The organism is Methylobacterium fujisawaense (genome assembly GCF_039619325.1).
GTDB classification, from domain to species: domain Bacteria; phylum Pseudomonadota; class Alphaproteobacteria; order Rhizobiales; family Beijerinckiaceae; genus Methylobacterium; species Methylobacterium fujisawaense.
In genome coordinates, this window is the sequence record NZ_CP155000.1 from 3,462,784 (window position 1) to 3,485,026 (window position 22,243).

General features: G+C 70.8%; 18 protein-coding genes. 8 read left to right on the forward strand and 10 right to left on the reverse strand.

Annotation, left to right across the window (positions count from 1 at the left end; all coding sequences use genetic code 11):
* The first annotated feature begins 162 nt into the window (after positions 1-162).
* On the forward strand, positions 163-1,548 hold the full coding sequence (locus ABC766_RS16480; protein WP_043379370.1) for a M20/M25/M40 family metallo-hydrolase: 1,386 nt from the start codon (positions 163-165) through the stop codon (positions 1,546-1,548).
* 4 nt (positions 1,549-1,552) lie between these two features.
* Here the strand turns inward: ABC766_RS16480 and ABC766_RS16485 are convergent, their stop codons facing one another.
* Complete coding sequence (locus tag ABC766_RS16485; protein WP_043354018.1) at positions 1,553-2,281, reverse strand: ParA family protein; 729 nt, start codon at positions 2,279-2,281, stop codon at positions 1,553-1,555.
* A gap of 270 nt (positions 2,282-2,551) precedes the next feature.
* Here ABC766_RS16485 and ABC766_RS16490 point away from each other — a divergent pair, with 270 nt between their 5' ends.
* From ABC766_RS16490 to ABC766_RS16500, 3 genes are all read left to right on the forward strand, one after another.
* Entirely contained in the window at positions 2,552-3,712 is a 1,161-nt protein-coding gene (locus tag ABC766_RS16490) for an SMP-30/gluconolactonase/LRE family protein (RefSeq protein ID WP_345819043.1), read from the forward strand.
* A 6-nt stretch (positions 3,713-3,718) separates the two neighbouring features.
* Entirely contained in the window at positions 3,719-4,162 is a 444-nt protein-coding gene (locus ABC766_RS16495) for an MEKHLA domain-containing protein (protein WP_053609379.1), read from the forward strand.
* A 294-nt stretch (positions 4,163-4,456) separates the two neighbouring features.
* Complete coding sequence (locus tag ABC766_RS16500; protein ID WP_345819048.1) at positions 4,457-6,118, forward strand: methyl-accepting chemotaxis protein; 1,662 nt, start codon at positions 4,457-4,459, stop codon at positions 6,116-6,118.
* 30 nt (positions 6,119-6,148) lie between these two features.
* Here the strand turns inward: ABC766_RS16500 and ABC766_RS16505 are convergent, their stop codons facing one another.
* The 8 genes from ABC766_RS16505 to ABC766_RS16540 form a co-directional block, all read right to left on the reverse strand.
* Positions 6,149-7,129 carry an ABC transporter ATP-binding protein gene (locus ABC766_RS16505; RefSeq protein WP_043759716.1) on the reverse strand — a complete coding sequence of 327 codons (981 nt, stop codon included), beginning with the start codon at positions 7,127-7,129 and terminating at the stop codon, positions 6,149-6,151.
* Positions 7,126-8,106 (reverse strand): ABC transporter ATP-binding protein, encoded by a 981-nt coding sequence (locus ABC766_RS16510; protein ID WP_043354012.1) that lies wholly within the window; start codon positions 8,104-8,106, stop codon positions 7,126-7,128. The genes ABC766_RS16505 and ABC766_RS16510 overlap by 4 nt, the downstream gene beginning before the upstream one ends.
* Positions 8,107-8,248: 142 nt before the next feature.
* Positions 8,249-9,220, reverse strand: coding sequence for an ABC transporter permease (locus tag ABC766_RS16515; RefSeq protein ID WP_053609380.1), 972 nt, complete (start codon positions 9,218-9,220; stop codon positions 8,249-8,251).
* Positions 9,221-9,395: 175 nt separating this feature from the next.
* Positions 9,396-10,376 carry an ABC transporter permease gene (locus ABC766_RS16520; RefSeq protein WP_345819051.1) on the reverse strand — a complete coding sequence of 327 codons (981 nt, stop codon included), beginning with the start codon at positions 10,374-10,376 and terminating at the stop codon, positions 9,396-9,398.
* Between the two features lie 9 nt (positions 10,377-10,385).
* Positions 10,386-12,002, reverse strand: a complete 1,617-nt coding sequence (locus ABC766_RS16525) for an ABC transporter substrate-binding protein (protein ID WP_043759712.1) — start codon at positions 12,000-12,002, stop codon at positions 10,386-10,388.
* 293 nt (positions 12,003-12,295) lie between these two features.
* Positions 12,296-15,454: a multidrug efflux RND transporter permease subunit gene (locus ABC766_RS16530; RefSeq protein WP_345819053.1), complete on the reverse strand. Its 3,159-nt coding sequence runs from the start codon at positions 15,452-15,454 to the stop codon at positions 12,296-12,298.
* A gap of 17 nt (positions 15,455-15,471) precedes the next feature.
* Complete coding sequence (locus ABC766_RS16535) at positions 15,472-16,752, reverse strand: efflux RND transporter periplasmic adaptor subunit (RefSeq protein WP_236952749.1); 1,281 nt, start codon at positions 16,750-16,752, stop codon at positions 15,472-15,474.
* 157 nt (positions 16,753-16,909) lie between these two features.
* Entirely contained in the window at positions 16,910-17,323 is a 414-nt protein-coding gene (locus ABC766_RS16540) for a hypothetical protein (RefSeq protein WP_342143439.1), read from the reverse strand.
* 207 nt (positions 17,324-17,530) lie between these two features.
* Between ABC766_RS16540 and ABC766_RS16545 the strand changes: the two genes are divergently transcribed.
* The 4 genes from ABC766_RS16545 (at position 17,531) to ABC766_RS16560 (ending at position 21,138) form a co-directional block, all read left to right on the forward strand.
* On the forward strand, positions 17,531-18,091 hold the full coding sequence (locus ABC766_RS16545) for a L,D-transpeptidase (protein ID WP_043379390.1): 561 nt from the start codon (positions 17,531-17,533) through the stop codon (positions 18,089-18,091).
* 254 nt (positions 18,092-18,345) lie between these two features.
* Positions 18,346-18,894, forward strand: coding sequence for a formaldehyde-activating enzyme (locus ABC766_RS16550; RefSeq protein WP_043353007.1), 549 nt, complete (start codon positions 18,346-18,348; stop codon positions 18,892-18,894).
* 152 nt (positions 18,895-19,046) lie between these two features.
* Entirely contained in the window at positions 19,047-20,399 is a 1,353-nt protein-coding gene (locus ABC766_RS16555; RefSeq protein ID WP_342143442.1) for an L-serine ammonia-lyase, read from the forward strand.
* 88 nt (positions 20,400-20,487) lie between these two features.
* Positions 20,488-21,138: a hypothetical protein gene (locus tag ABC766_RS16560; RefSeq protein WP_342143443.1), complete on the forward strand. Its 651-nt coding sequence runs from the start codon at positions 20,488-20,490 to the stop codon at positions 21,136-21,138.
* A gap of 60 nt (positions 21,139-21,198) precedes the next feature.
* On the opposite strand, the gene ABC766_RS16565 is transcribed toward ABC766_RS16560, so the two are convergent.
* Positions 21,199-22,242 (reverse strand): MaoC family dehydratase, encoded by a 1,044-nt coding sequence (locus tag ABC766_RS16565; protein WP_043353002.1) that lies wholly within the window; start codon positions 22,240-22,242, stop codon positions 21,199-21,201.
* Position 22,243 lies beyond the last annotated feature (1 nt).

Consider the following 22,243-nt stretch of genomic DNA (forward strand, 5'->3'; position numbering starts at 1 on the left):
CAATCTGCGCCTGTTCCGGTGCGCGCTGTCTCACCCCATGATCGCTGGCGGGTCCGCGAAGCGGCTCCGGGGCCAATCAACCCGTCCTCCGACGTTGCCGCCCCCGCCCCGCCTCGGCTAACCCTCGTCCCGCAGAGTCCCCGCCGCACCCCGGAGCCCCCGATGGCCGCGCTCGACGCGATCCTCAACGACATCGACACGGATCTGGAGAACGCCCTGGAGCGGCTGTTCGCCTTCCTGCGGATCCCGTCGATCTCCACCGATCCCGCCTATGCCGGCCAGTGCCGCGAGGCCGCCGCCTGGCTCGCCAAGGACCTGACCGCGCTGGGCTTCGAGACCTCCGTCGAGGAGACCTCGCTCCATCCGGTCGTGCTGGCCCACAAGCCGAAGCCGGGCGCGCCGCACGTCCTGTTCTACGGCCATTACGACGTGCAGCCCGTCGACCCCCTCGACCTGTGGACGACGCCGCCCTTCGAGCCGCACCTCGCCGATGACGGGCAAGGCGGCAAGAAAATCGTCGGGCGCGGCGCCTCCGACGACAAGGGGCAGGTGATGACCTTCGTGGAGGCGTGCCGGGCCTACATCGCAATGCACGGCGAGTTGCCCTGCGGCGTCACGATCCTGATCGAGGGCGCCGAGGAGAGCGGCTCGCAGGGGCTCCCCGAATGGGTCGCCGCCAACCGCGACCGGCTCGGCTGCGACGTGGTCCTCGTCTGCGACACCGGCATGTGGGACCGGAAGACCCCGGCCATCACCTCGTCCCTGCGCGGCCTCGCCTATTTCGAGGTGAAGGTGACCTGCGCCGACCGCGACCTGCATTCGGGCTTCTTCGGCGGCGCCGCCCGCAACCCGATCCACGTCCTGTCGAAGATCATCGCCGACCTGCACGACGCGGACGGTCGCGTGACGATTCCGGGCTTCTACGAGGGCGTGCACGAGCGCCCGCCCGAGGTGCTGGAGCAGTGGCGCGGCCTCGGCCTGACGCCGGAGACTCTGCTCGGGCCGATCGGCCTCAAGGAGCCCGCGGGCGAGCGCGGGCGCATGCCGATCGAGCTGGTGCAGTCGCGCCCCTCCTGCGACGCCAACGGCATCATCGGCGGCTATACCGGCGAGGGCACCAAGACGGTGATCGCCTCGACCGCCTCCGCCAAGGTCTCGTTCCGCCTCGTGGACGACCAGGATCCGAAGCGGCTCGCCGAGAGCTTCGAGGCGTTCGTGCGGGAACGCGTGCCGGCAGATTGCCGGGTCGAGGTCATCACCTACAAGGGCTCGCGGGCGATCAGCCTGCCCTTCGACATGCCGCAGCTCGGGGCCGCCAAGGCCGCGCTGCAGGACGAGTGGGGCGTGCCGGCGGTGACCGTCGGGGCCGGCGGCTCGATCCCGATCGTCGGCGACTTCAAGCGGATCCTCGGGCGCGACACCCTGCTGATCGGCTTCGGCCTCGACGACGACCGGATCCACTCGCCGAACGAGAAGTACGACCTGACGAGCTTCCACAAGGGCACGCGCTCCTGGGCGCGGATCCTCGCGGCCCTCGGCCAGGGCTGAGCCGTCAGCGGGCGGAGGCCGACCGCATCTTCCCGTCGATCCAGGTCCAGAGGGCCCGGACCTCGTCGGCGGCCGGGCTGACGGGGGCGTATTCCGTGACGCCGAGCCCGGTCGCCAGGGCGTCCTGGTGGTCGACCCGGTGGATGATGCCGGGCTCGGCCAGGACGCCCAGGGCGCGCAGTTGCGCCGCGTAGGCGCTGGTGCGCGGCGAGGGCGGCGGCGGGCACTGGTTCAGCACCAGGGCCAGCCGCTCCCGCAGCCCGAGCCCGACGAGCGCCTGGAGGGTCGGCCGGGCGGCCACGATGTCGAGCCGCGAGGGGCGGACCGGCATCAGGACGAAGTCGGCATCCTTCAGGGCCGGCGCGAGGCCGGACGCGCTGCCGGCGGTATCGAGGACGGCGAGCGTCGTGCCCTGCTCGGCGAGGATGCCGAGAATCTCCGACAGCTGGCCCATCTCCCAGGGCTGGATCCGGTCGACCGCGACGGCGTCGCTCTCGCGGTCGCTCCCGCGGTCGCTCTTGCGCAGGGCCCCCCAGCCGGCCAGGGATCCCTGCGGGTCGAGATCGAGGGCGGTCACCTGCTCGCCGGCCTCCGCGGCGGCGACGGCCAGGGAGGCCGCGAGGGTTGTCTTGCCCGTCCCGCCCTTCTGCACCGCCAGGGCGAGGACCCGCAGCGAGCCGGCGCCGGGCCGGGGCGCGGTGTCCGGCGCCGGTTCGGATCCTTCGGGATCCATGCGTGTCCCACCTCTCCAATCTCAGGCCCGGGCCTCGGCCCGTGCGGCGCCGAATCGAGGTCCGGCACGATCGTGCTTACCGTGACGCCGCTGGCTGGGGCCAGCGTCGCGCGGCGGCGCCTGTGGACCGCCCGTCGCCGGCTCCCGATCGGCGGGGCGCGGATTCCGGCGCGCGGGATCGCCCGGACGGCCCATGCGTTGGGCCGGCATCCCGTCGGGCGCGCGCCGCGCCCCCGCCGGGACTCCGATGACCGCCACGCCGGGATCCGCATGCGCCTCGACCGCCGCCGCCTGATCGGAACGGGGCTCCTGGCCCTCGCCGCCCCCGCGGCCCGCGCCGGGACGCCGCCGCCCCCGACGAGCCGGCCTGCGGGGATTCTGGACCTCGCCATCGCGGCGGATGCGCCCTCGACCCCCACGGGACTCGCCATCGCCCGGGGCGGACGGATCTTCGTGATGATGCCGCGCTTCACCGGTGCGGAGCCGATCACCCTCGGCGAGGTGCTGCCCGACGGATCGGTGAAGCCCTACCCCGACGCGGCGGCCAACCGCCCGGATCCGCAGGCGCCGCAGGCCACCCTGTTCCATGTGCCGAACGGCGTCTTCGACCGTGACGACACCCTCTGGGTGCTCGATGCCGGCCTGCCGACCGGCAAGGGACGGCCGGTGCCGGGCGGCGCGAAGATCCTGGCAATCGATATCGGCCGGAACAGCATCCGCCGGACGATCCCCCTCGACGCGGGCGTGGTGCCGGATTCCTCGCTGAACGACCTGCGGGTCGACGTGCGCGACGGGCGGGCGCTGGCCTACGTCACCGATCAGGGGCAGGCCGGCGCGGGGGCGATCCTCGCGGTCGATCTCGACAGCGGGCGGGTGGTGCGGCGCCTCGCGGACCATCCCAGCACGCGCTCCGAGGAGGGCTTGGTCAAGTTCGTGGAGCGGCGGCCCGTGATGGAGCGGAAGGGCGACGCGCCGGAGAAGAGCCCGAAGGGCGGCGCCAACGGCATCGCGATCAGCCCGGACGGACGCCGCCTGTACTACGCGCCGCTGATGAGCCGGCGGCTCTACGCGGTCGAGACCGCGGCCCTGCGCGACCCGAACGTCTCCGACGCGGCCGTGGCCGCTGCGGTCATGGATCTCGGCGAGAAGGGCATGACCGGCGGGCTGACCACCGATTCCGAGGACCGGGTCTATCTCAGCCTGCAGGAGCACAACGCGGTCGGCCGGCGCCTGCCGGACGGCACCGTGGAGGTGCTGGCCGCCGACGACCGGCTGATCTGGGCCGACACCTTCTGGATCACCCCGGACCGATGGCTCTATATCTCGGCGGCCCAGGTCAACCGGCGGCCGGAATTCAACCGCGGCCGGGACCTGCAGCAGCCGCCCTACGCGATCCTGCGCATGCGCATCGACGCGGACCCTGTCCTGTAGCGGATCATGACGGACCTCTCGCACGACCCGGACTTCTTCGCCCTGCTCACCGGCAGCTATGCGCGGCGGCTCGGCGAGTCCCTGGTGCCGGCCGGTGCCGATGCGGCCTGGCTCTACGCGGCGGCCCCCTTCGCGGTCCTCGCCCACGATGGCGGCGCGGATCCGCGCTTCGTCTACGGCAACCGGGCCGCGCAGGCCTGCTTCGGCTACGCCTGGGACGAACTGATCGGCCTGCCCTCGCGGCTCTCGGCCGAGGCGCCCGAACGGGCCGCGCGGCAGAGCCTCCTCGACGCGGTCACCCGGGACGGCTTCAGCCGCGGCTATCGCGGCCTGCGGATCGCCAAGGACGGCCGGCGGTTCTGGATCGACCAGGCGGTGGTCTGGCAGCTCGACCGCGACGGCACGAATGTGGGACAGGCCGCGACCTTCTCGGCATGGCGCGACGCCTGAGGAAGCGGCCGATCCTGCCGGCTCCGTCGCCGGGCCAGCCCCGTCGCAGGCCGGGCCTTACACCTTCCGATAGAAGTTTCTTGAAAATATCAGTTCTAGATAGAAATCAGTCACGCGCTTTGCAGTCACGATCACGTTCGTTTGAAATCTTGTCTTGGCTCGAAACTCGACTGCATTTATCGACTAAACTTTAATCATCGTGCCTCACCAAGGTGCAAACTCCGAAATCACTGCGCGCGTGTCTGCGCCGCCGCCGGTCTCGGATGCCACCGTCTGGAAGGCCACCCGCCCACGATGACCATCAAACTCAGACTGCTCGCACTCCTGGCCGTCATGGGCCTGCTCCTGCTCGCATGTGCCGCCATGGGCAATCTCGCCCTTCACTGGAATCACCAGAGCTTCAAGACCGTCTTCGACGACCGCGTCGTCTGCCTCCGGCAATTCAGCATCATCCGCGATGCCTATGACGACCTGATCGACGTCTCGCGCAGGCTGCGCGGCCGGCAGATCGACCCGGTCCAGGCGAAGGACCAGATCGAGCGCGATCTCTCCAACCTGCACACGCAGTGGTCGGCCTATCTGGCGACCTACCTGACCCCGGAGGAGAAGGCTCTGGCCACCGAGCTGCAGGGGTCGCTCGACCGGAACGATGCCGTCGCGGCCGAGATCCTCAAGCGCATCGCCGCGGGTCGCGCTTCGGATTTCGAGTCCACGCATGCGGACCTGCTGACGAGCCTGCGGACCGCCAACGCGACCCTCGGCAAGCTCACGGCCTTGCAGGTCCGTGAAGCGGAGGCGGAGTTCGAGCGCTCCGAGACCACCGCGGGCTGGTCGCGCCTCGCCCTGCTGGCCGCCCTCGTCCTCGCGGCGCTCAGCATCGCCTACGGCATCTACACGATCGTCGTGCAGGTGATCCGTCCGCTCGGCGGCATGACGGCGACGATGACCCGCCTGGCCGCCGGCGAGCTCGAGGCGCCGGTCACGGGCGCAGGGCGGGCGGACGAGATCGGCGGGATGGCCCAGGCCGTCCAGGTGTTCAAGGAGGCGATGATCGCCAAGCGGGACGCCGACGCGGCCGCGGCGATCGAGAACGCCGCCAAGATGCGGCGGGCCCAGGTGCTGGACGATGCGACGCGGGCGTTCCAGAGCCAGGTCACGCAGCTCACGCACGGCCTGGCCTCGGCCGCCACCGAGATGGAGGCGACCGCCCAGTCGATGAGCCGCACGGCCGATCAGACGGCGGGTCAATCCATGAGCGTCGCCTCGGCCGCCGAGCAGACCTCCTCCAACGTCCAGACCGTGGCGGCGGCGAGCGAGGAGATGGCGGCCTCCATCGGCGAGATCGCCCAGCAGGTCGCCCGCTCCACAATCATGGCCGAGCGGGCCGCCGCGGATGCCGCGCAGTCCACCACGATCGTGCGCGGGCTGGCCGAGGGCGCCGAGAAGATCGGGGCGGTGGTCGGCCTGATCTCCGGGATCGCCGCTCAGACGAACCTGCTGGCGCTCAACGCCACGATCGAGGCCGCCCGTGCGGGCGAGGCGGGGCGCGGCTTCGCCGTCGTCGCAGGCGAGGTCAAGGAGCTGGCCTCGCAGACGGCGCGGGCGACGGACACCATCGCCGCGCAGATCAACGCCATCCAGGGCGAGACCCGCGAGGCCGTCGCGGCCATCCAGTCGATCGGCGCGACAATCACTGAACTCCGCGAGATCGCCGTCGGCGTGGCCGCCGCCATGGAGGAGCAGGGCGCGGCGACCCAGGAGATCGTCCGCAACGTCACGCAGGCGGCTCAGGGCACCCAGTCGGTCACCGTCAGCATCGGCAGCGTCACGCAGGCCGCGAGCGAGACCGGCGCCGCCTCCGCGCAGGTGCTCACCGCAGCGTCGGAGCTGTCACGGCAATCCGAGCAGCTCGGGGCCGAAGTGTCGGGCTTCCTCGCCACGGTCCGGGCGGCCTGACGGCCCCTCGGGCCGACCGGGCGGGCCTCCTCAGGCCCGCCCCTCCTGGACGGCGTGGCAGGCGACGCCGTCCAGCAGCGCCGGCACCTCGGTCCGGCAGCGGTCGTTCGCCAGCGGACAGCGCGGATTGAAGGTGCAGCCGGGCGGCGGGTCGATCGGGTTCGGGATCTCGCCGGAGACCGGCACCCGGGCGCGGCCGACATGGGCGAGGTCGGGCACCGCGTCGAGGAGCATCCGCGTGTAGGGATGGCGGGGCCTGGCGAACAGGTCCTTGGCGGCGGCGACCTCCACGAGGCGGCCGAGATACATCACCCCCACCCGGGTCGCCATGTGGCGGACCACGGCCAGGTTGTGGGAGATGAACAGGTAGGTGAGGCCGAGCCGGTCCTGCAGGTCGCGCATCAGGTTGAGGATCTGCGCCTGCACCGAGACGTCGAGCGCCGAGGTCGGCTCGTCGCCCACGAGGAACTCCGCCTGGCTCGCCAGCGCCCGGGCGATCGCCACCCGCTGGCGCTGGCCGCCGGAGAATTCGTGCGGGTATTTTTTCGCATCGTCCGGGTGGAGCCCGACCAGGCCGAGCAGCTCGCTGACCCGGGCGCGGATCGCCCCCTCCCCCTGGATCAGGCCGAAGGCCCGGATCGGCTCCGCGATGATCCGGCCCACCCGCCAGCGCGGGTTCATGGACGCGTAGGGGTCCTGGAAGATCATCTGGATGCGCGCCCGCAGGCGCCGCCGGGCTGCGGCTTGGCGCGGGTCGGTCATCGAGACGCCGGTGATCGTCACCTCCCCGGCCGAGGGCGGCAGCAGGCCGACCACCATCCGCGCCACCGTCGACTTGCCGGAGCCGGATTCGCCCACGATCGCGAAGGTCTCGCCCTTCTCGATCGTGAACCCGACCCGGTCCACCGCCGTGAGGAATTTCCGCGGCTCGCCCTCGAGCACCCGGTTGAGCCAGGGCTTCGAGACGTCGAACCGGCGGCGCAGATCGGTGACTTCGACGTAGGCGCTCACGCTGCGCGCTCCGCTGCATCGTACAGGTGACAGGCCACCCGGCTCGCCTCCACGGCCTGCGGCTCCGGCCGCTCAACCCGACAGCGCGAAAAGACCTTCGGGCAGCGCGGGTTGAAGGCGCAGCCCTTGGGGATGGCGGTGAGGCGCGGCATCGAGCCGGGGATCTGGCTCAGCCGCGTGGCCTCCTGCGACAGGGTCGGGATCGCCCCCATCAGCCCGACCGCGTAGGGATGGTGGGGCTTCGCGATCACCGAGGCGACCGGGCCGATCTCGGCGACGCGCCCGGCATACATCACCGCCACCCGGTCGGCGGCCTCGGCGATCACGCCCATGTCGTGGGTCACCAGCATCACCGCGGTGCCGTGCTCCCGGCAGAGGCGCTTGAGCAGGGTGATGATCTGGGCCTGGACCGAGACGTCGAGCGCCGTGGTCGGCTCGTCGGCGATGATCAGCTCCGGCTCGGCGGCGAGCGCGAGGGCGATCACCACCCGCTGTCGCATGCCCCCGGAGAACTCGTGCGGGTAGCCGTCGATCCGCCGCTCGGGGGCCGGGATGCCGACCTCGGCGAGCAGGTCGATGGCGCGGGTGCGGGCGGCTTTCCCCGACAGGTCGGTGTGGGTGCGCAGGGTCTCGACGATCTGGTCGCCCACCCGGAACAGCGGGTCGAGCGAGGTCAGCGGATCCTGGAAGATCATGCCGATGCGCTTGCCCCGCACCCGACGCATGGCCTCGGGGGAGAGATTGTCGATGCGCTCGCCGCGCAGGCGGATCTCGCCGCCGGCGATGCGTCCAGGGCGGTCGATCAGCCCGATCACCGCCGAGCCGGTCACAGACTTGCCGGCCCCGGATTCGCCGACGACGCCCAGGATCTCGCCGCGGCCGATCTCGAAGGAGACCCGGTCGATGGCGGTGAGCGGCCCGCGGCGGGTGTCGAAGGCGACCGTGAGATCGCGCACGGAGAGGATCGTGTCGGTCATGGCGTGGCGGCTCCGGTGGCAACCGGGCGTCGGATGGGCGCCCCCGTCCTTGCGAGCGGAGCGAAGCAATCCAGCGGCGCCACGTTCACCAAGGTCGCGCTGCCCTGGGTCGCTTCGCTGCGCTCGCGCTGACGATGTCCCATCATTGCAGCTTCGGATTGAGCGCGTCGCGCAGCCAATCCCCCAGGAGGTTGATGGCGATGACCAGCCCGGCCAGCGCCAGCCCCGGGAAGGCGACGATCCACCACTCGCCGGAGAACAGGAAGCGGTTGCCGGTGCGGATCAGCGTGCCGAGCGACGGCATGGTCTCGGGGAGGCCGGTGCCGAGGAACGACAGGGTCGCCTCGGTGATGATCGCGAGCGCCAAGTTGATCGTCGCGATGACGAAGACCGGGCCGGTGACGTTCGGCAGCACGTGGCGGACCAGGATCACCGGGGAGGACAGGCCGATCAGCCGCGCCGCCTGGACGTAGTCCTTGCCCTTCTCGACCATCACGGAGGAGCGCACGGTCCGGGCGTACTGCACCCAGAAGGACAGGCCGATCGACACCACGATCAGCCCGATCAGCGGCCCGACGTCGAGGGCGCTGCCGAAGGTTGCCTTGGCGACGCCGTCCACCACCAGGGCGATCAGGATCGCCGGGAAGGTGAGCTGCACGTCGGCGATCCGCATGATCAGCGTGTCGAGGACGCCGCCCGCGTAGCCGGCGATCAGACCCAGCGCGATGCCGATGACGCCGGAGGTCAGCACCCCGAGCCCGCCGACGATCAGCGACAGGCGCAGGCCGTAGAGCACCGCCGAGAGCACGTCCCGGCCCTGGTCGTCGGTGCCGAGATAGTAGGGCGCCTGACCCTCCGCCTGCCAGATCGGCGGCAGGTTGGAGTTGATCAGGTCGAGCTGGGCCGGGTCGTAGGGGTTCTGCGGGGCGATCAGGGGCGCCGCGAAGGCGAGCCCGACCATCAGCACCGTGGCGACCAGCGCCGCCATGGCGGTCTTCGAGCGCAGGAAGCTCGCCAGCAGGTCGGAATCCCGCCAGCGCGCGAGGCGGGAGGGCGCCGCCTCCGGCAGGGGGACCGGCGGGGCATCGCCCGCGTCGAGGTCGTATCCGCTCATCGGTCGCCCTTCACGCCGTGTCCGGTGGAAAGCTTCGGGGCGGCTGCCGTCGTCTTTGCGAGCGGAGCGAAGCAATCCAGGCGCGCCACGCCGACCGGACGCGCGCTTCCCTGGGTCGCTTCGCTGCGCTCGCGATGACGGGGTGGCCCGGCGGAACGGTGCGTCATGTCCGGTCTCACGCCGCCCGCCCGGTCGAGAGCCGCAGGCGCGGATCCACCACCGTGTAGAGGATGTCGACCACGAGGTTGATGGTCACGAAGATCAGCGCCACGAGCAGCAGGTACGCGGACATGATCGGGATATCGACGTTCTGCACGGCCTGCACGAACAGCAGGCCCATGCCGGGCCACTGGAACACCGTCTCGGTGATGATCGAGAAGGCGATGACCGAGCCGAGCTGCAGCCCCGCGATGGTGATCACCGGCACGAGGGTGTTCTTCAGGGCGTGCCGCAGGTGGACGGCGCGGGTGGTGAGCCCCCGCGCCCGGGCGAAGCGGATGTAGTCGGTGCGCAGGACCTCCAGCATCTCGGCGCGCACCAGCCGCATGATCAGCGTCATCTGGAACAGGCCGAGCGTCACCGAGGGCAGGATCAGGGCCTTGAGCCCCGACGCGGTGAGGAAGCCCGTCGTCCACCAGCCGAGCCGGACCGTGTCGCCCCGCCCGTAGGAGGGCAGCCAGCCGAGCGTCACCGAGAAGAGGTAGATCAGGAGGATGCCGATCAGGAAGGTCGGCAGGCTGATCCCGATGAGCGAGACGGCCTGGAACAGCCCGGCGAGCCAGGAGTCGCGGCGCAGGGCGCAGTAGACGCCCATGAGGACGCCGACCACGAGGGCGAAGACCGTCGCGCAGAAGGCGAGCTCCAGCGTCGCCGGCATGCGCTCGGCGAGGAGCTGCGCCACCGGCTGCCGGAACTGGTAGGAGATGCCGAACTGACCCCGCGCCACGCTGCCGGCGTAGCGGGCGAACTGGACCAGGACGGGATCGTCCAGGCCGAGATTTTTGCGGATCTCCGCCCGCTCGGCCACGGTGGTGTCGGGGCCGACGATCTGGTTCACGGGATCGCCCGCGAACCGGAACATCGCGAAGGCGATGAGCCCGACGACCGCGAGGACCGCGGCCGCCTGGATCATCCGGCGCAGCAGGAAGGCGAGCACGCCCGGATCCTACTGCGGATCCTTCGACACCCAGTAGAGCAGGAGCAGGTTGTCGGCGCGCTGGGTCAGGTGGACCTTCTTGGAGACGCCCCAGGCCAGCGCCTGCTGGTGCAGCGGGATGTAGCCCCAGTCGGTGTTGAGGACGTCGAAGCCCTCCTTGATCAGGGCGTCGCGCTTGGCCTTGTCGGTCTCGCCCTCGACCTTGTCGGCGATGGCGTCGATCTTCGGATCGCAATAGCCCGCGAGGTTCCAGCTGCCCCGGCCCGACTTGTCGCCGGGCTTCCGGCAGCCGACGATCTCGTAGAGGATATTGTGGCTGTCGAGCGAGGACGGGGTCCAGCCGAGCAGGTAGAACGACGTGTCGTAGTTCGGGGCCAGCACCTTGGCGAAGTACTTGGCCTTCGGCTGCGCGTTGAGGTTCACCTTGACGTTGATGCGGGCGAGCATCGAGACCACCGCCTGGCAGATCGCCTCGTCGTTGACGTAGCGGTCGTTGGGGCAATCCATGGTGAGCGAGAACCCGTCCGGGTAGCCGGCCTGGGCCATCAGCTCCTTGGCCTTCTTCAGGTCGGTGGCGGGGCGCTTGAACTCGGCGCCGCGGTCGTAGAGGCTCGGGGCGATCATCAGCGCCGAGGGCACCGCCTGCCCGCGCATGACCCGCTTGGCGATCGTGTCCTCGTCGATGGCGAGGTAGAAGGCCTCGCGGACCTTGATGTCCTTGAACGGGTTCTTGCCCTTGACGCTCGAATCCTTCAGCTCGTCCCGGTCCTGGTCCATGCCGAGGAAGATCGTGCGCAGTTCGGGCCCGGCCATCACGGTGGCGGTGCCGCTGGCGTTCACCCGCTGCTGGTCCTGCAGCGGCACGGGGTCGATCCAGTCGACCTCGCCGGAGAGGAGCGCGGCGACGCGGGTCGCCGGGTTGGCGATGGTGGTCAGCACCGCCTCGTCGAGGTTCGACTCGACCTTGCCCCAGTAGCCGTCGAACTTCTTGAACACCGTCTTCACGCCCGGCTGGTGCTCGGCGATCACGAAGGGGCCGGTGCCGTTCTCGTGGAGGGTGGCGTAGCTCGGGCTGGAGGCGTTGGGCGGCGTCGGCTGCACGACGCCGTTCTTCTCGGACCATGCCTTCGACATGATCAGCCAGGTCGGGAACTGGGCGATGGCGATGGGGTTCGGCTTCTTCAGCACCATGTCGACGGTGAAGTCGTCGACCTTCACGAATTCGGCGTCGGACGGGACGTTGGTGGTGAAGTTCGAGCCCGGGGCGCGGACCCGCTGGGCGGAGAAGATCACGTCGTCGGCGGTGAAGGGCGTGCCGTCGTGGAACTTCACGTTCTTGCGCAGGTGGAAGCGCCAGCGGGTCGGCTCGGGCGTCTCCCAGGACTCGGCGAGGCCGGGGGCGAATTTCAGGTTCTTGTCGAGGGTGACGAGGGATTCGTAGGCCGCCTGCTGCATGCCCTCGGTGAAGCTCTCCTTGAGGGAGTACGGGTCGAGGGATTTCAGGTCACCCTGGAAGGCGAAACGGAAGACGTTCGCGGCCTGCGCGGGCAACGCCGCGAAAGCGAACGTCGCGACGGCACCCGTGGCCACGCCGCGGACGAGGGTCTTCAGGGTCGAACGGGACAAGCGGATCTCCGGAACCGTGAATGCGCCACCGGCCGGCAGCCCCGGCGGTGTCCACCGCGGCGTCAGCAAGCTTCGGACCATCTGTATACAAGGCGGCGGCCGAGGCTGTCGCGGCAGAGTGACATTACTCGCGTTCCAAAGCGCGTTTTCCCCGGTTTCGATCGATAGCTTCGACACGCCCCGTCTTTGCGAGCGCAGCGAAGCAATCCAGGCGGCCCCACGCCTCGCGACGTCGCGCTGCCCTGGGTCACGTCGCTCCGCTCGTGATGACGGAGCGCGCGGCCGACGCCCGCCTACTCGGCCGCCGCCCGCGCCGGCTCGTGCCGCGTCTCCGCGTCCGCCCGCTCGCCCTCCGCCACCGCCTTGCGCCGGAACAGGCGCATGACGACGACGAAGAAGACCGGCACGAAGAACACCGCCAGCACGGTGGCGGTGATCATGCCGCCCATCACGCCGGTGCCGATCGCCTGCTGGCTCTTCGAGGCGGCGCCGGTGGCGATGGCCAGCGGCACCACGCCGAAGATGAAGGCCAGCGAGGTCATCACGATCGGCCGGAACCGGAGCGTGGCGGCGTCCACCGCCGCCCGGATCACCGAGGTTCCGGGCTTCCAGAGGTCCTTGGCGAATTCCACGATCAGGATGGCGTTCTTGGCCGAGAGGCCGATGATCGTGATCAACCCGATCTTGAAGTACACGTCGTTGGGCATGCCGCGCAGGTAGACGGCCGCCACGGATCCGATCACGCCGAGCGGGATCACCAGCATGACCGAGACCGGGATCGCCCAGCTCTCGTAGAGCGCGGCGAGGCACAGGAACACGATCAGCACCGAGAGGGCGAGCAGCAGGCTCGCCTGGCTGCCGGCCTGCTTCTCCTGGTAGGACTGGCCGGTCCAGGCGTAGCCGAAGCCCTTGGGCAGCTGGAGCATCAGCCGCTCCATCTCGGCGATGGCGTCGCCCGACGTGTAGCCGGGGTTCGGCTCGCCGGTGAAGCGCACCGACTGGTAGCCGTTGAAGCCGACGATCTGGCTCGGCCCCATGCCCCATTTCAGCTCCGCGAAGGACGACATCGGCACCATCGTGCCGCCGGCGTTCTTGACCGCGTAGTTGAGGATGTCCGACGCGTTCATGCGCTGGAGCTGCTCGGCCTGCACGTAGACGCGCTGCATCTTGCCCCGGTTGGGGAAGTCGTTCGGATAGACCGAGCCGAGGTTGAGCTGGATCGTGGCGTTGATGTCCTCGAACTTCACGCCCAGGGCCGCCGCCTTCTCGCGGTCGATCACCAGCTCCGCCTGCGGGGTCGGCGGCAGGCCCTCGATCTTCACCTTCTGGAGGATCGGGCTCTGCTGCGCGAGCTTGAGCAGCTGCTCCTGGGCCGAGAGCAGGGCCGCGTAGCCGCGGTTGGCGCGGTCCTGCAGGCGGAACGAGAAGCCCGCCGCGTTGCCGAGATTGTCCACGGGCGGCGGTTCCTGGGCGTCCACCGTGGCGTCGCGGTAATTGGCGAGCGCCGCGTTGGTGCCGGCGACGAGGGCGGCGGCCGAGTTCTTGGCGTCGCGCTCGGACCAGGGCTTGAGGGTGACGAAGGCCTGGCTGGTGCTCGGGGCCTGCCCCGAGAAGGAGAAGCCGTTGAGCATGGTCACGGTGGCGACGCCGGGCTGCGCCAGCAGGTGCTCCTCGACCTTGCGGACCGCCTCCTGGGTGCGGTTGTAGGAGGCGCCCGGGGGCGTCTGGATGTCGACCGTGAAGAAGCCCTGATCCTCCACCGGCAGGAAGCCCTCCGGCAGGTTCACGAAGGCGTAGGCGGTGCCGGCGACCAGCGCGAGGTAGACCAGCATCACCCGGCCGGATTTCCGGATGAACCACTGGGTGCCGCGGCCGTAGCGGGCGGTCTCCCGGTCGACGAACCGGTTGAACATCCCGAACACGCCGCCCTTGGCGTGGCCGTGGCCCTTCTCGATCGGCTTCAGGAAGGTCGCGCAGAGGGCCGGCGTCAGCGACAGGGCGAGCAGCGCCGAGAAGGCGATGGAGGTCACCATCGCGATCGAGAACTGCCGGTAGATGATGCCCACCGAGCCGGGGAAGAACGCCATCGGGATGAACACGGCCATCAGCACCAGGGTGATACCGATGATCGCCCCGGTGATCTGCCCCATGGCCTTCTTGGTGGCCTCCTTGGGGGGCAGCCCCTCCTCGTTCATGATCCGCTCGACGTTCTCCACCACCACGATGGCGTCGTCGACCAGGATGCCGATGGCCAGCACCATGCCGAACATGGTGAGCACGTTCACCGAGAAGCCCGAGATCCACATCACCGTGACGGTGCCCATCAGGGCGATCGGCACCACGATGGTGGGGATCAGGGTGTAGCGGATGTTCTGCAGGAACAGGAACATCACCAGGAAGACCAGCACCACCGCCTCGACCAGCGTGTGCAGCACCTTCTCGATGGAGGCCTCCACCGCCGGGGTGATGTCGTAGGGGATGTCCCACTTCAGATCCGGCGGGAAGAACTGGGACAGCTCCACCATCTTGGCGCGGATCGCCCGGGCCGTCTCGAGGGCGTTGCCGTCGGGGGCGAGCGTCACCGAGATGCCGGCGGCGGGGCCGCCGTTCAGGCGGGTGGAGAACTGGTAGGCGTCGCCGCCGAGTTCGATCCGGGCGACGTCGCGCAGGCGCACGTTCGAGCCGTCGGGATTGGCCCGCAGCACGACCGCGCCGAACTCCTCGATGGTGCCGAGCTGGCCCTTCACGATGATCGGCATGGTCAGCGATTGCCGGGTCGGGCTCGGCTGCGCGCCGACCGCCCCGGACGCGACCTGGACGTTCTGGTTGCGGATCGCCTCGGTGACGTCCGAGGCGCTGAGCGAGAGGCCGCGCAGCTTGTCGGGATCGACCCAGACGCGCAGCGACCGCTCCGTGGAGTAGAGCGTCGCGCGGCCGACGCCGGGGATGCGCCGGATCTCGTTGATGACGTTGCGGATCAGGAAGTCGCCCAAGCCCACCTCGTCCATCGACCCGTCCTTGGAGACGAGGGTGATGATGTTGAGGGTCGCGGCCGAGGCCTCCTCCACCAGGATGCCCTGCTGGCGCACCTCCGCCGGAAGGCGCGCCTCGACGCGCTTCAGCCGGTTCTGGACCTCCACGGAGGCGAGCGACGGGTCGGTGCCGGGCTGGAACGTGGCGGTGATGTTCACCGAGCCGAACGAGTCGGTGGTCGACTCGAAGCTCATGATGTTGGCCGCGCCGTTCAGCTCATCCTCGATGAGCCGGGTGGTGCCGATGTAGAGGCTCTCCACCGAGGCCCCCGGATAGGCCGTGGACAGGGCGATGGAGGGCGGGGCGATCACCGGGTACTGCGCCACCGGCAGGTTCGGGATGGCGAGGGCCCCGCCCAGGCAGATGAACAGGGCCACGACCCAGGCGAAGACCGGCCGGTCGATGAAGAAGCGTGCCATGATCGGGCTCTCCCGGCTCAGTGGCGCGGCTGGACGGCGGCGGCCCGCGGCGCGACCTCCGCCTTGTCACCCGAGGCGTCGGGAGCCTCGTCGGTATCGTGCTTCGGACCGGTCTCGCCGTGGACCGGCGTCTGGTCGCGGGGCTTCACCTTGGCGCCGACGGTGATCTTCTGGAAACCGTCGATCACGACCCGCTCGCCGGCCTTCAGCCCCGAGCGGATCAGCCAGTTCTGCCCGACCACCGGCCCGACCTCGACGGGCTGGCGCATGACCGTCTCGTCGGCGCGCACCACCCAGACCTCGGCGCGGCCGTCGTCGGTGCGCTGGATCGCCTGCTGCGGCACCGCGATGGCGTCGGAATCGATGCCCTGCTTGATCCGCGCCCGCACGTACATGCCGGGGAACAGCTCGTCGTGCGGGTTGGGGAACTGCACCCGCAGGGTCACTTGGCCGGTGCTCGGATCGGCGGTGACGTCCGAGAACAGGAGCCGGCCGGCCAGCGGGTAGAGGGAGCCGTCATCCATGATCAGGTGGACGTTGGCGGTGTTCTCCTCCAGCCGCGCCAGCTCCCCGCTGGCGAGATCCCGGCGCAGGCGATTCAATTCGCCCACCGACTGGGTGATGTCGACGTAGATCGGGTCGAGCTGCTGGATCGTGGCGAGCGCCCCCGTGGAGCCCGGCTCGATCAGGGTACCCTCGGTGAGCAGCGCCCGGCCGATCCGGCCGGTGATCGGCGCGCGCACGTCGGTCCAGCCGAGGTTGAGCTGCGCCCGGTCGCGGGCCGCCTTGGCGCCGGCGACCTCCGCCTCGGCCTGCTTCTTGGCCGCGAAGGCGGCATCGTACTGGGCCTGGCTGGCGGTGGCCCGCGTCAGCAGCTGCTCGAGCCGGTCGGCCTGCTGCCGGGCCAGCACGAGGGCGGCCTCCTGACGGGCGAGCGCCGCCTCGGCGCTGGCGAGCTCGACCTGATAGGGCGCCGGGTCGATCTTGTAGAGGATGTCGCCCTCCTTGACCTGGCTGCCCTGCTCGAAGAGCCGCTTCACCACGAGCCCGGAGACCCGGGAGCGGACCTCGGCGATGCGCATGGGCGCGACACGGCCCGGCAGGTCGCGGAGATAGGGGATCGCCTGGGGCTCGACCTTGACGAAGCCGACCTCGGGCACGGGCGGCGCCGGCGCGGCCACCTGCTTCGGGTTGCAGGCCGCGAGGCCGAGCAGAAGCAGGGCCGCGGGCAGGACGGTCCTGGCCCGGCCCGGACGGCGGCGAGAGGATGAGGTTCTGACGGACAGAGTGCGGGTCACGATTTCCGACGCTCCTGAAAACATGCGTCTGCTGAGGCTGGCGCGGAGCATGGACCCGCGCATCGTCGTGGCAGATCTCGGGACCGGTCACGAGGCCGGTCGGACGGAGATCAGGACAGGCGCGCATCCTCGCCGGCCGCCAGGGCCGGGGCGCGCGTCAGGCCAAGCGGGGAGGCCGGTGCGGCGAACCGTCCGGCGCGGAAGCCGGCAGGATGTCGGACCTGTATTCGAACGATGCGGAAAGAGTGTGACGGGGCCGCGGCGCCTCGACCGGCGGGCGCGGCAGCCCCAGTTCGGTGAGGATCTCGCTGTCGGCGGCGCAGAGATCGGTGCGGCCGAAGACGGACCGCTTGGCCTCGGGTTGCGCGTCCGGCGTGCCCGACAGAACCGAGAGGCGCGGGCTCGTGATCGCGCAGGCCGGGCCCTCCGGCCGCGCGGATTGGGCCCGTGCCGGCACGGCGGCCATCGCGGCCGCCGCGAGGACGAGCAGCGCCAGCACGGCGAGGCCCCGGGCGAGGCGGTCCGGCAAGGCCGCGACACGGCGGGCCAGAAGGGCGACGGATCGGATCACGGATCTGAGATAAGCACGGCTGTCGCCGGGCGCAATCACCCACGGCGTCGCGGCGTCCGCGGAGTGTTGCATGCAGCACACAGCTACGCCCGGAAGTGCACATCCCGACGGCCCGGCCTCAACCTTGCCGTGAAGTCCGGGCCGGCTCGCCCGATGCGCGCAGGGCACCGCGAAGGTCTGCGCCACGACGGACGGAGGATGGAGACCATGCCGAGACGGATCGCGCTGCTCGGGCTCGCGGGGTTGCTGCTTGGAAGCGCCCCCGCGCTGGCCAACCCGCTGGACAGGGGCCCCATCGCGGACTTCCTCAACGTCTTCCGCAGCCAGGCGATCCCCCGCGAGACCGTGGCGTGGACCGGCAAGGAGAAGCCCGGGACGATCGTGGTCTCGACGCGCCAGCGCCGGCTCTACTACGTGCTGGGCGGCGGCGCGGCGGTCCGCTACGGCGTCGGCGTCGGCCGGCAGGGCTTCTCGTGGTCGGGCACCAAGACCGTCACCATGAAGAAGGAATGGCCGGATTGGCGCCCGCCGCAGCAGATGCTGGCCCGCCGCCCGGACCTGCCGCGCTACATGGCCGGCGGCCAGGACAACCCGCTGGGCGCCCGCGCCCTCTATCTCGGCTCCTCGCTCTACCGCATCCACGGCTCGAACGAGCCGGAGACGATGGGGGCGGCGGTCTCGTCGGGCTGCATCCGCATGACCAACAAGGACGTGGTCGACCTCTACGACCGGGTCCGGGTCGGCACCAAGGTCGTCGTGCGCGACTGATCGCGGCGGGTGGCGGCGCCCGGCCGCCGCCCTCCCCCCTGCGTCGCCTTCTCCCCTGCGTCGCCCTCTCCCCTGCGCCTCGGAGCGGCCCCGGGCGGCGCGCGGACCGACCGCGACGCGCAAGGCCGTGCGCGGGCGGCTGGATCGGCGCGGCTGCGGCTGCGGCCGGGTCCGCGTCGACAGGCGTGGCGGGCCGGTGATAGGAGCCGCGCCGTCGGGCAGAGCCGGATCGCCCGATCTCCACGAGGGACAGCATGAACGAACGCATCATCCTGCGGGCCGGCGAGGCCCTGGTGGCGGGCGGGCCGCCCAACACCGCCTCGGAGCCCGAGGTCATCATCGGCGAACTCGACGGGCCGGTCGGCACCGCCCTCGCCACGCTGACCGGCGATCAGGTCGTCGGCCACAGCCGCGTCTTCGCCCTGCTGAACACCGACATCATGGTGCGCCCGGTCACGCTCTGCGTATCCAAGGTCAGCGTCACCGAGAGCAAGTACACCTCGATCCTGATGGGCACCGTGCAGTTCGCCATCGCCAACGGCGTCCTCGACGCCGTGCGGGCGGGCTACATCCCCAAGCACAAGGCCAACGATCTCGGCATCATCTGCTCGGTCTGGCTCAGCCCCGGCGTCATCGAGGCCCAGCATGTCGACCACAAGGCGCTGTTCGACATCCAGCGCCGCGGCATGACCGAGGCCATCCGCAAGGCCATGACCAACGAGCCCTCGATCGACTGGCTCCTCGAGAACCAGGACAAGATCGTGCACAAGTACTACCAGATGGGCCTCGACGGGAAGATCTGAGCGCCCGTCCGCGCCGCGATCACGCCTCCCGCCGTCGGCTCCCGGCCGGCGGCCGCGGCGCGGACCCGGCGGGCGTTCCTGCGGGACCCGCATGGCCGGCTTCCTGCAGGGCCGCGTCCGGGGCCCGTGCCGATAGGGAGAGACGCCACGCCATGATCAGCGCCTTCGATCTGTTCAAGATCGGGATCGGCCCGTCGAGTTCGCACACGATCGGCCCGATGGTCGCCGCGCGCCGCTTCCGCGACCGCGTCGCCGGCCGGTCCGGCGTCGCGCGGGTGAGCGCGGAGATCTTCGGCTCCCTCGCCTGGACCGGGCGCGGCCACGGCACCGACGTGGCGATCTTCCTCGGCCTCCTGGGGCACGAGCCCGCCACCGTCGATCCCGACGCCGTGGCCGGTTACACGCAGGCCCTCGCCGAGACCGGCGCCCTCGGCCTGCCCGGCATTGCCTTCGATGGCACGCGGGACCTTCTCTTCAACTTCACCGAGGTGCTGCCGCGCCACACCAACGGCATGCGCTTTCGCGCCTACGGTCCTGCCGGCGGGCTTCTGGACGAGGTGGTCTGCTACTCCGTGGGCGGCGGCTTCGTGGAAGAAGAGGACGAGCCCGGCACCGCCGGCCTGGACGCGGTGGCGCTGCCGTATCCGTTCGAGAGCGGCGCCGACCTCCTGCGGACCTGCGCCGAGACCGGCCTGACGATCCCGCAGGTCCAGATGGCCAACGAGCGCGCCCTGCGCTCCGACGCGGAGATCGAGGCCGGGCTCGATGCCATCCGCGACGCCATGCTCGCCTGCATCGCCCGGGGTCTGCGCATGGACGGCGAGCTGCCGGGCGGCCTCAAGGTGCGGCGGCGCGCCAAGCGGCTCCACGCGACGCTCGAAGCGAACCGGCTGTCCAACAGCCGTCCGGCCCACGAGATCATGGACTGGATCAGCCTGTTCGCCCTGGCGGTGAACGAGGAGAACGCCTCCGGCGGCCGCATCGTCACGGCGCCGACCAACGGTGCGGCCGGGATCGTCCCCGCGGTGCTGCGCTACATCGTGGATTTCTGCCCCGGCTGGAGCGAGTCGCGCGGCCGCGACTACCTCCTCGCCGCCGCGGCCATCGGCGGGCTGATCAAGCGCCGGGCCTCGATCTCGGGCGCCGAGGTCGGGTGCCAGGGCGAGGTCGGCTCGGCCTCGGCCATGGCGGCGGCGGGCCTCGCCGCGATCCTCGGGGGCGAGCCGCCCCAGGTGGCCAACGCCGCCGAGATCGCCATGGAGCACCATCTCGGCATGACCTGCGACCCGATCGGCGGCCTGGTGCAGATCCCCTGCATCGAGCGCAACGCCTTCGGCGCCAACAAGGCGGTGGCCGCCGCCTCCCTGGCGCTGCACGGTGACGGGGTGCATTTCGTGAGCCTCGACCAGGTCATCGAGACCATGCGCCAGACCGGGCACGACATGCAGGCCAAGTACAAGGAAACCTCCCTGGGCGGCCTCGCGGTCAACGTCGCCGCCTGCTGAGCACGCCGGCCCCGGCGCGCCGCGCACGATCCCGCGGGTGCGCGGGTTCCGCCTGTCGCGGGCGGGGAGCTTCGGCTAGGATGGCGGGATGATCAGACGCGCCGATTCCCGTCCGTTCAGCCGCCTCGCGGCCGGTCTCGCGCTCGGGGCCGGTCTCGGGCTCGGGGCCGCGTGTCTCCCGGCGGGTCCCGCCGCCGCCCAGGCGCTGTTCTGGCCGTCCATCGGCTTCGCGCCGCTGCCCTCCTTCGCCTGGCCGCAGATGCCCGAGGACGCGTATGGCCGCTGGACCGGCTCCTACGCGCGCCTCTCGACCGGCTACGCGGTCAGCACGTCCCGGCATTTCGGCAGTTATTCGGGCCCGACGATCGGGTTCGAGGGCGGCCGGATGTGGCAGGAAGGCCCGATCGTCTACGGCATCAGCGGCGGGTTCGATTATCTGGCCGGGCTCGGCGGCACCCTCACGCCGGGCTTCGGGCGGCTCGCCTATTCCAACGACTTCGCCGGGTCCCTGGAGGTGAAGGTCGGCACCCTCGTCGCGCCGGACGTGCTGGTCTACGCCAAGACCGGCGCCCTGGCCCTGCACCAGACGCTGCGCGTCGGGCCGACCCCGGGGTCGCTGCCGTTCACGCGCCAGGACATCGCGGTGCGGCCGGTCGCGGGCGTCGGCGTCGAGTGGGCGGTCACGGACCGCCTCTCGCTGGCGGTCGAGGCGGGCGTGGTCGGCGGCGGGATCCGCTGAGGCGGTCTCTGCCGGCACCGCCGCGCGGCGGTGCCGGGAGGCGGCCCCCTGATCGGCCCCCTACTTCGGGACGAAGGCCCAGTAGTCGAGGTCGAGGATCACCGCCGGGTCGTAGCCGTCGCCCGCGCGGTCCGGGAAGGCGCCGCAGGGCTGATTCTTGGTGGCGACCGTCCGCAGGCGCAGGAGCCCGACATCGTCGCGGCCGACATCGGCTGTGGCCAGCACCTCGCTCCAGGCATAGACCGTGTCGCCGGCAAACAGCGGTGCCACGTGGCGGCCGGCATTGATGCCCGCGAGGGCGAAGGCGTTGCCGAGCCCGTTGAAGCTCAGCGCCCGGGCGAGCGAGATGACGTGGCCGCCGTAGATCAGGCGCCGGCCGAACCGGGTGTCCTTGGCGGCCAGCCCGTCGAAATGCACCTTGGCGGTGTTCTGGAACAGGCGCGTGGCGATCTGGTGCTCGGCCTCCTCGACGGTCATGCCGTCGACGTGGTCGATCTTCTCACCGACCGCGTAATCCGCGAAGCGGTGCGGGCTGCCGGCGAGGTCGGTGTCGTAGGCGGCGGCCGAGAGCTTCGGCAGGGCGCCCGCGAGATCCTGCGGGTCGACCACCTTGGCGAGGCTCGGCACGTGCTCCTCGGCGATGGCCGCCTCGGGGTCGCGCTTGCGCACGAGGACCCAGCGGCAATAGCTCAGCACGGTCTCGCCGCGCTCGTCGGAGCCCACCGAGCGGACATAGACCACGCCGGTCTGGCGGTTCGAGCTCTCCTTGAGGCCGATCACCTCCGACACGGTGGAGAGCGTCTCGCCCGGGTAGACCGGCCGCCGGAACCCGCCCTCCGCGTAGCCGAGATTGGCCAGCGCGTTCAGCGAGACGTCCGGGACGGTCTTGCCGAACACCATGTGGAAGGTGAGCAGGTCGTCGAGCGGGCTCTTCGGGTAGCCGATGGCCCGGGCGAAGGCGTCCGACGACTGCACGGCGAAGCGCGGCCCGTAGAGGCCGGTGTAGAGCGCCACGTCGCCCACCGTCACGGTGCGCGGGGTGGCGTGGCGGATGGTCTCGCCGAGGCGGAAATCCTCGAAGAAGCGGCCGGGATTCGTCTTCACG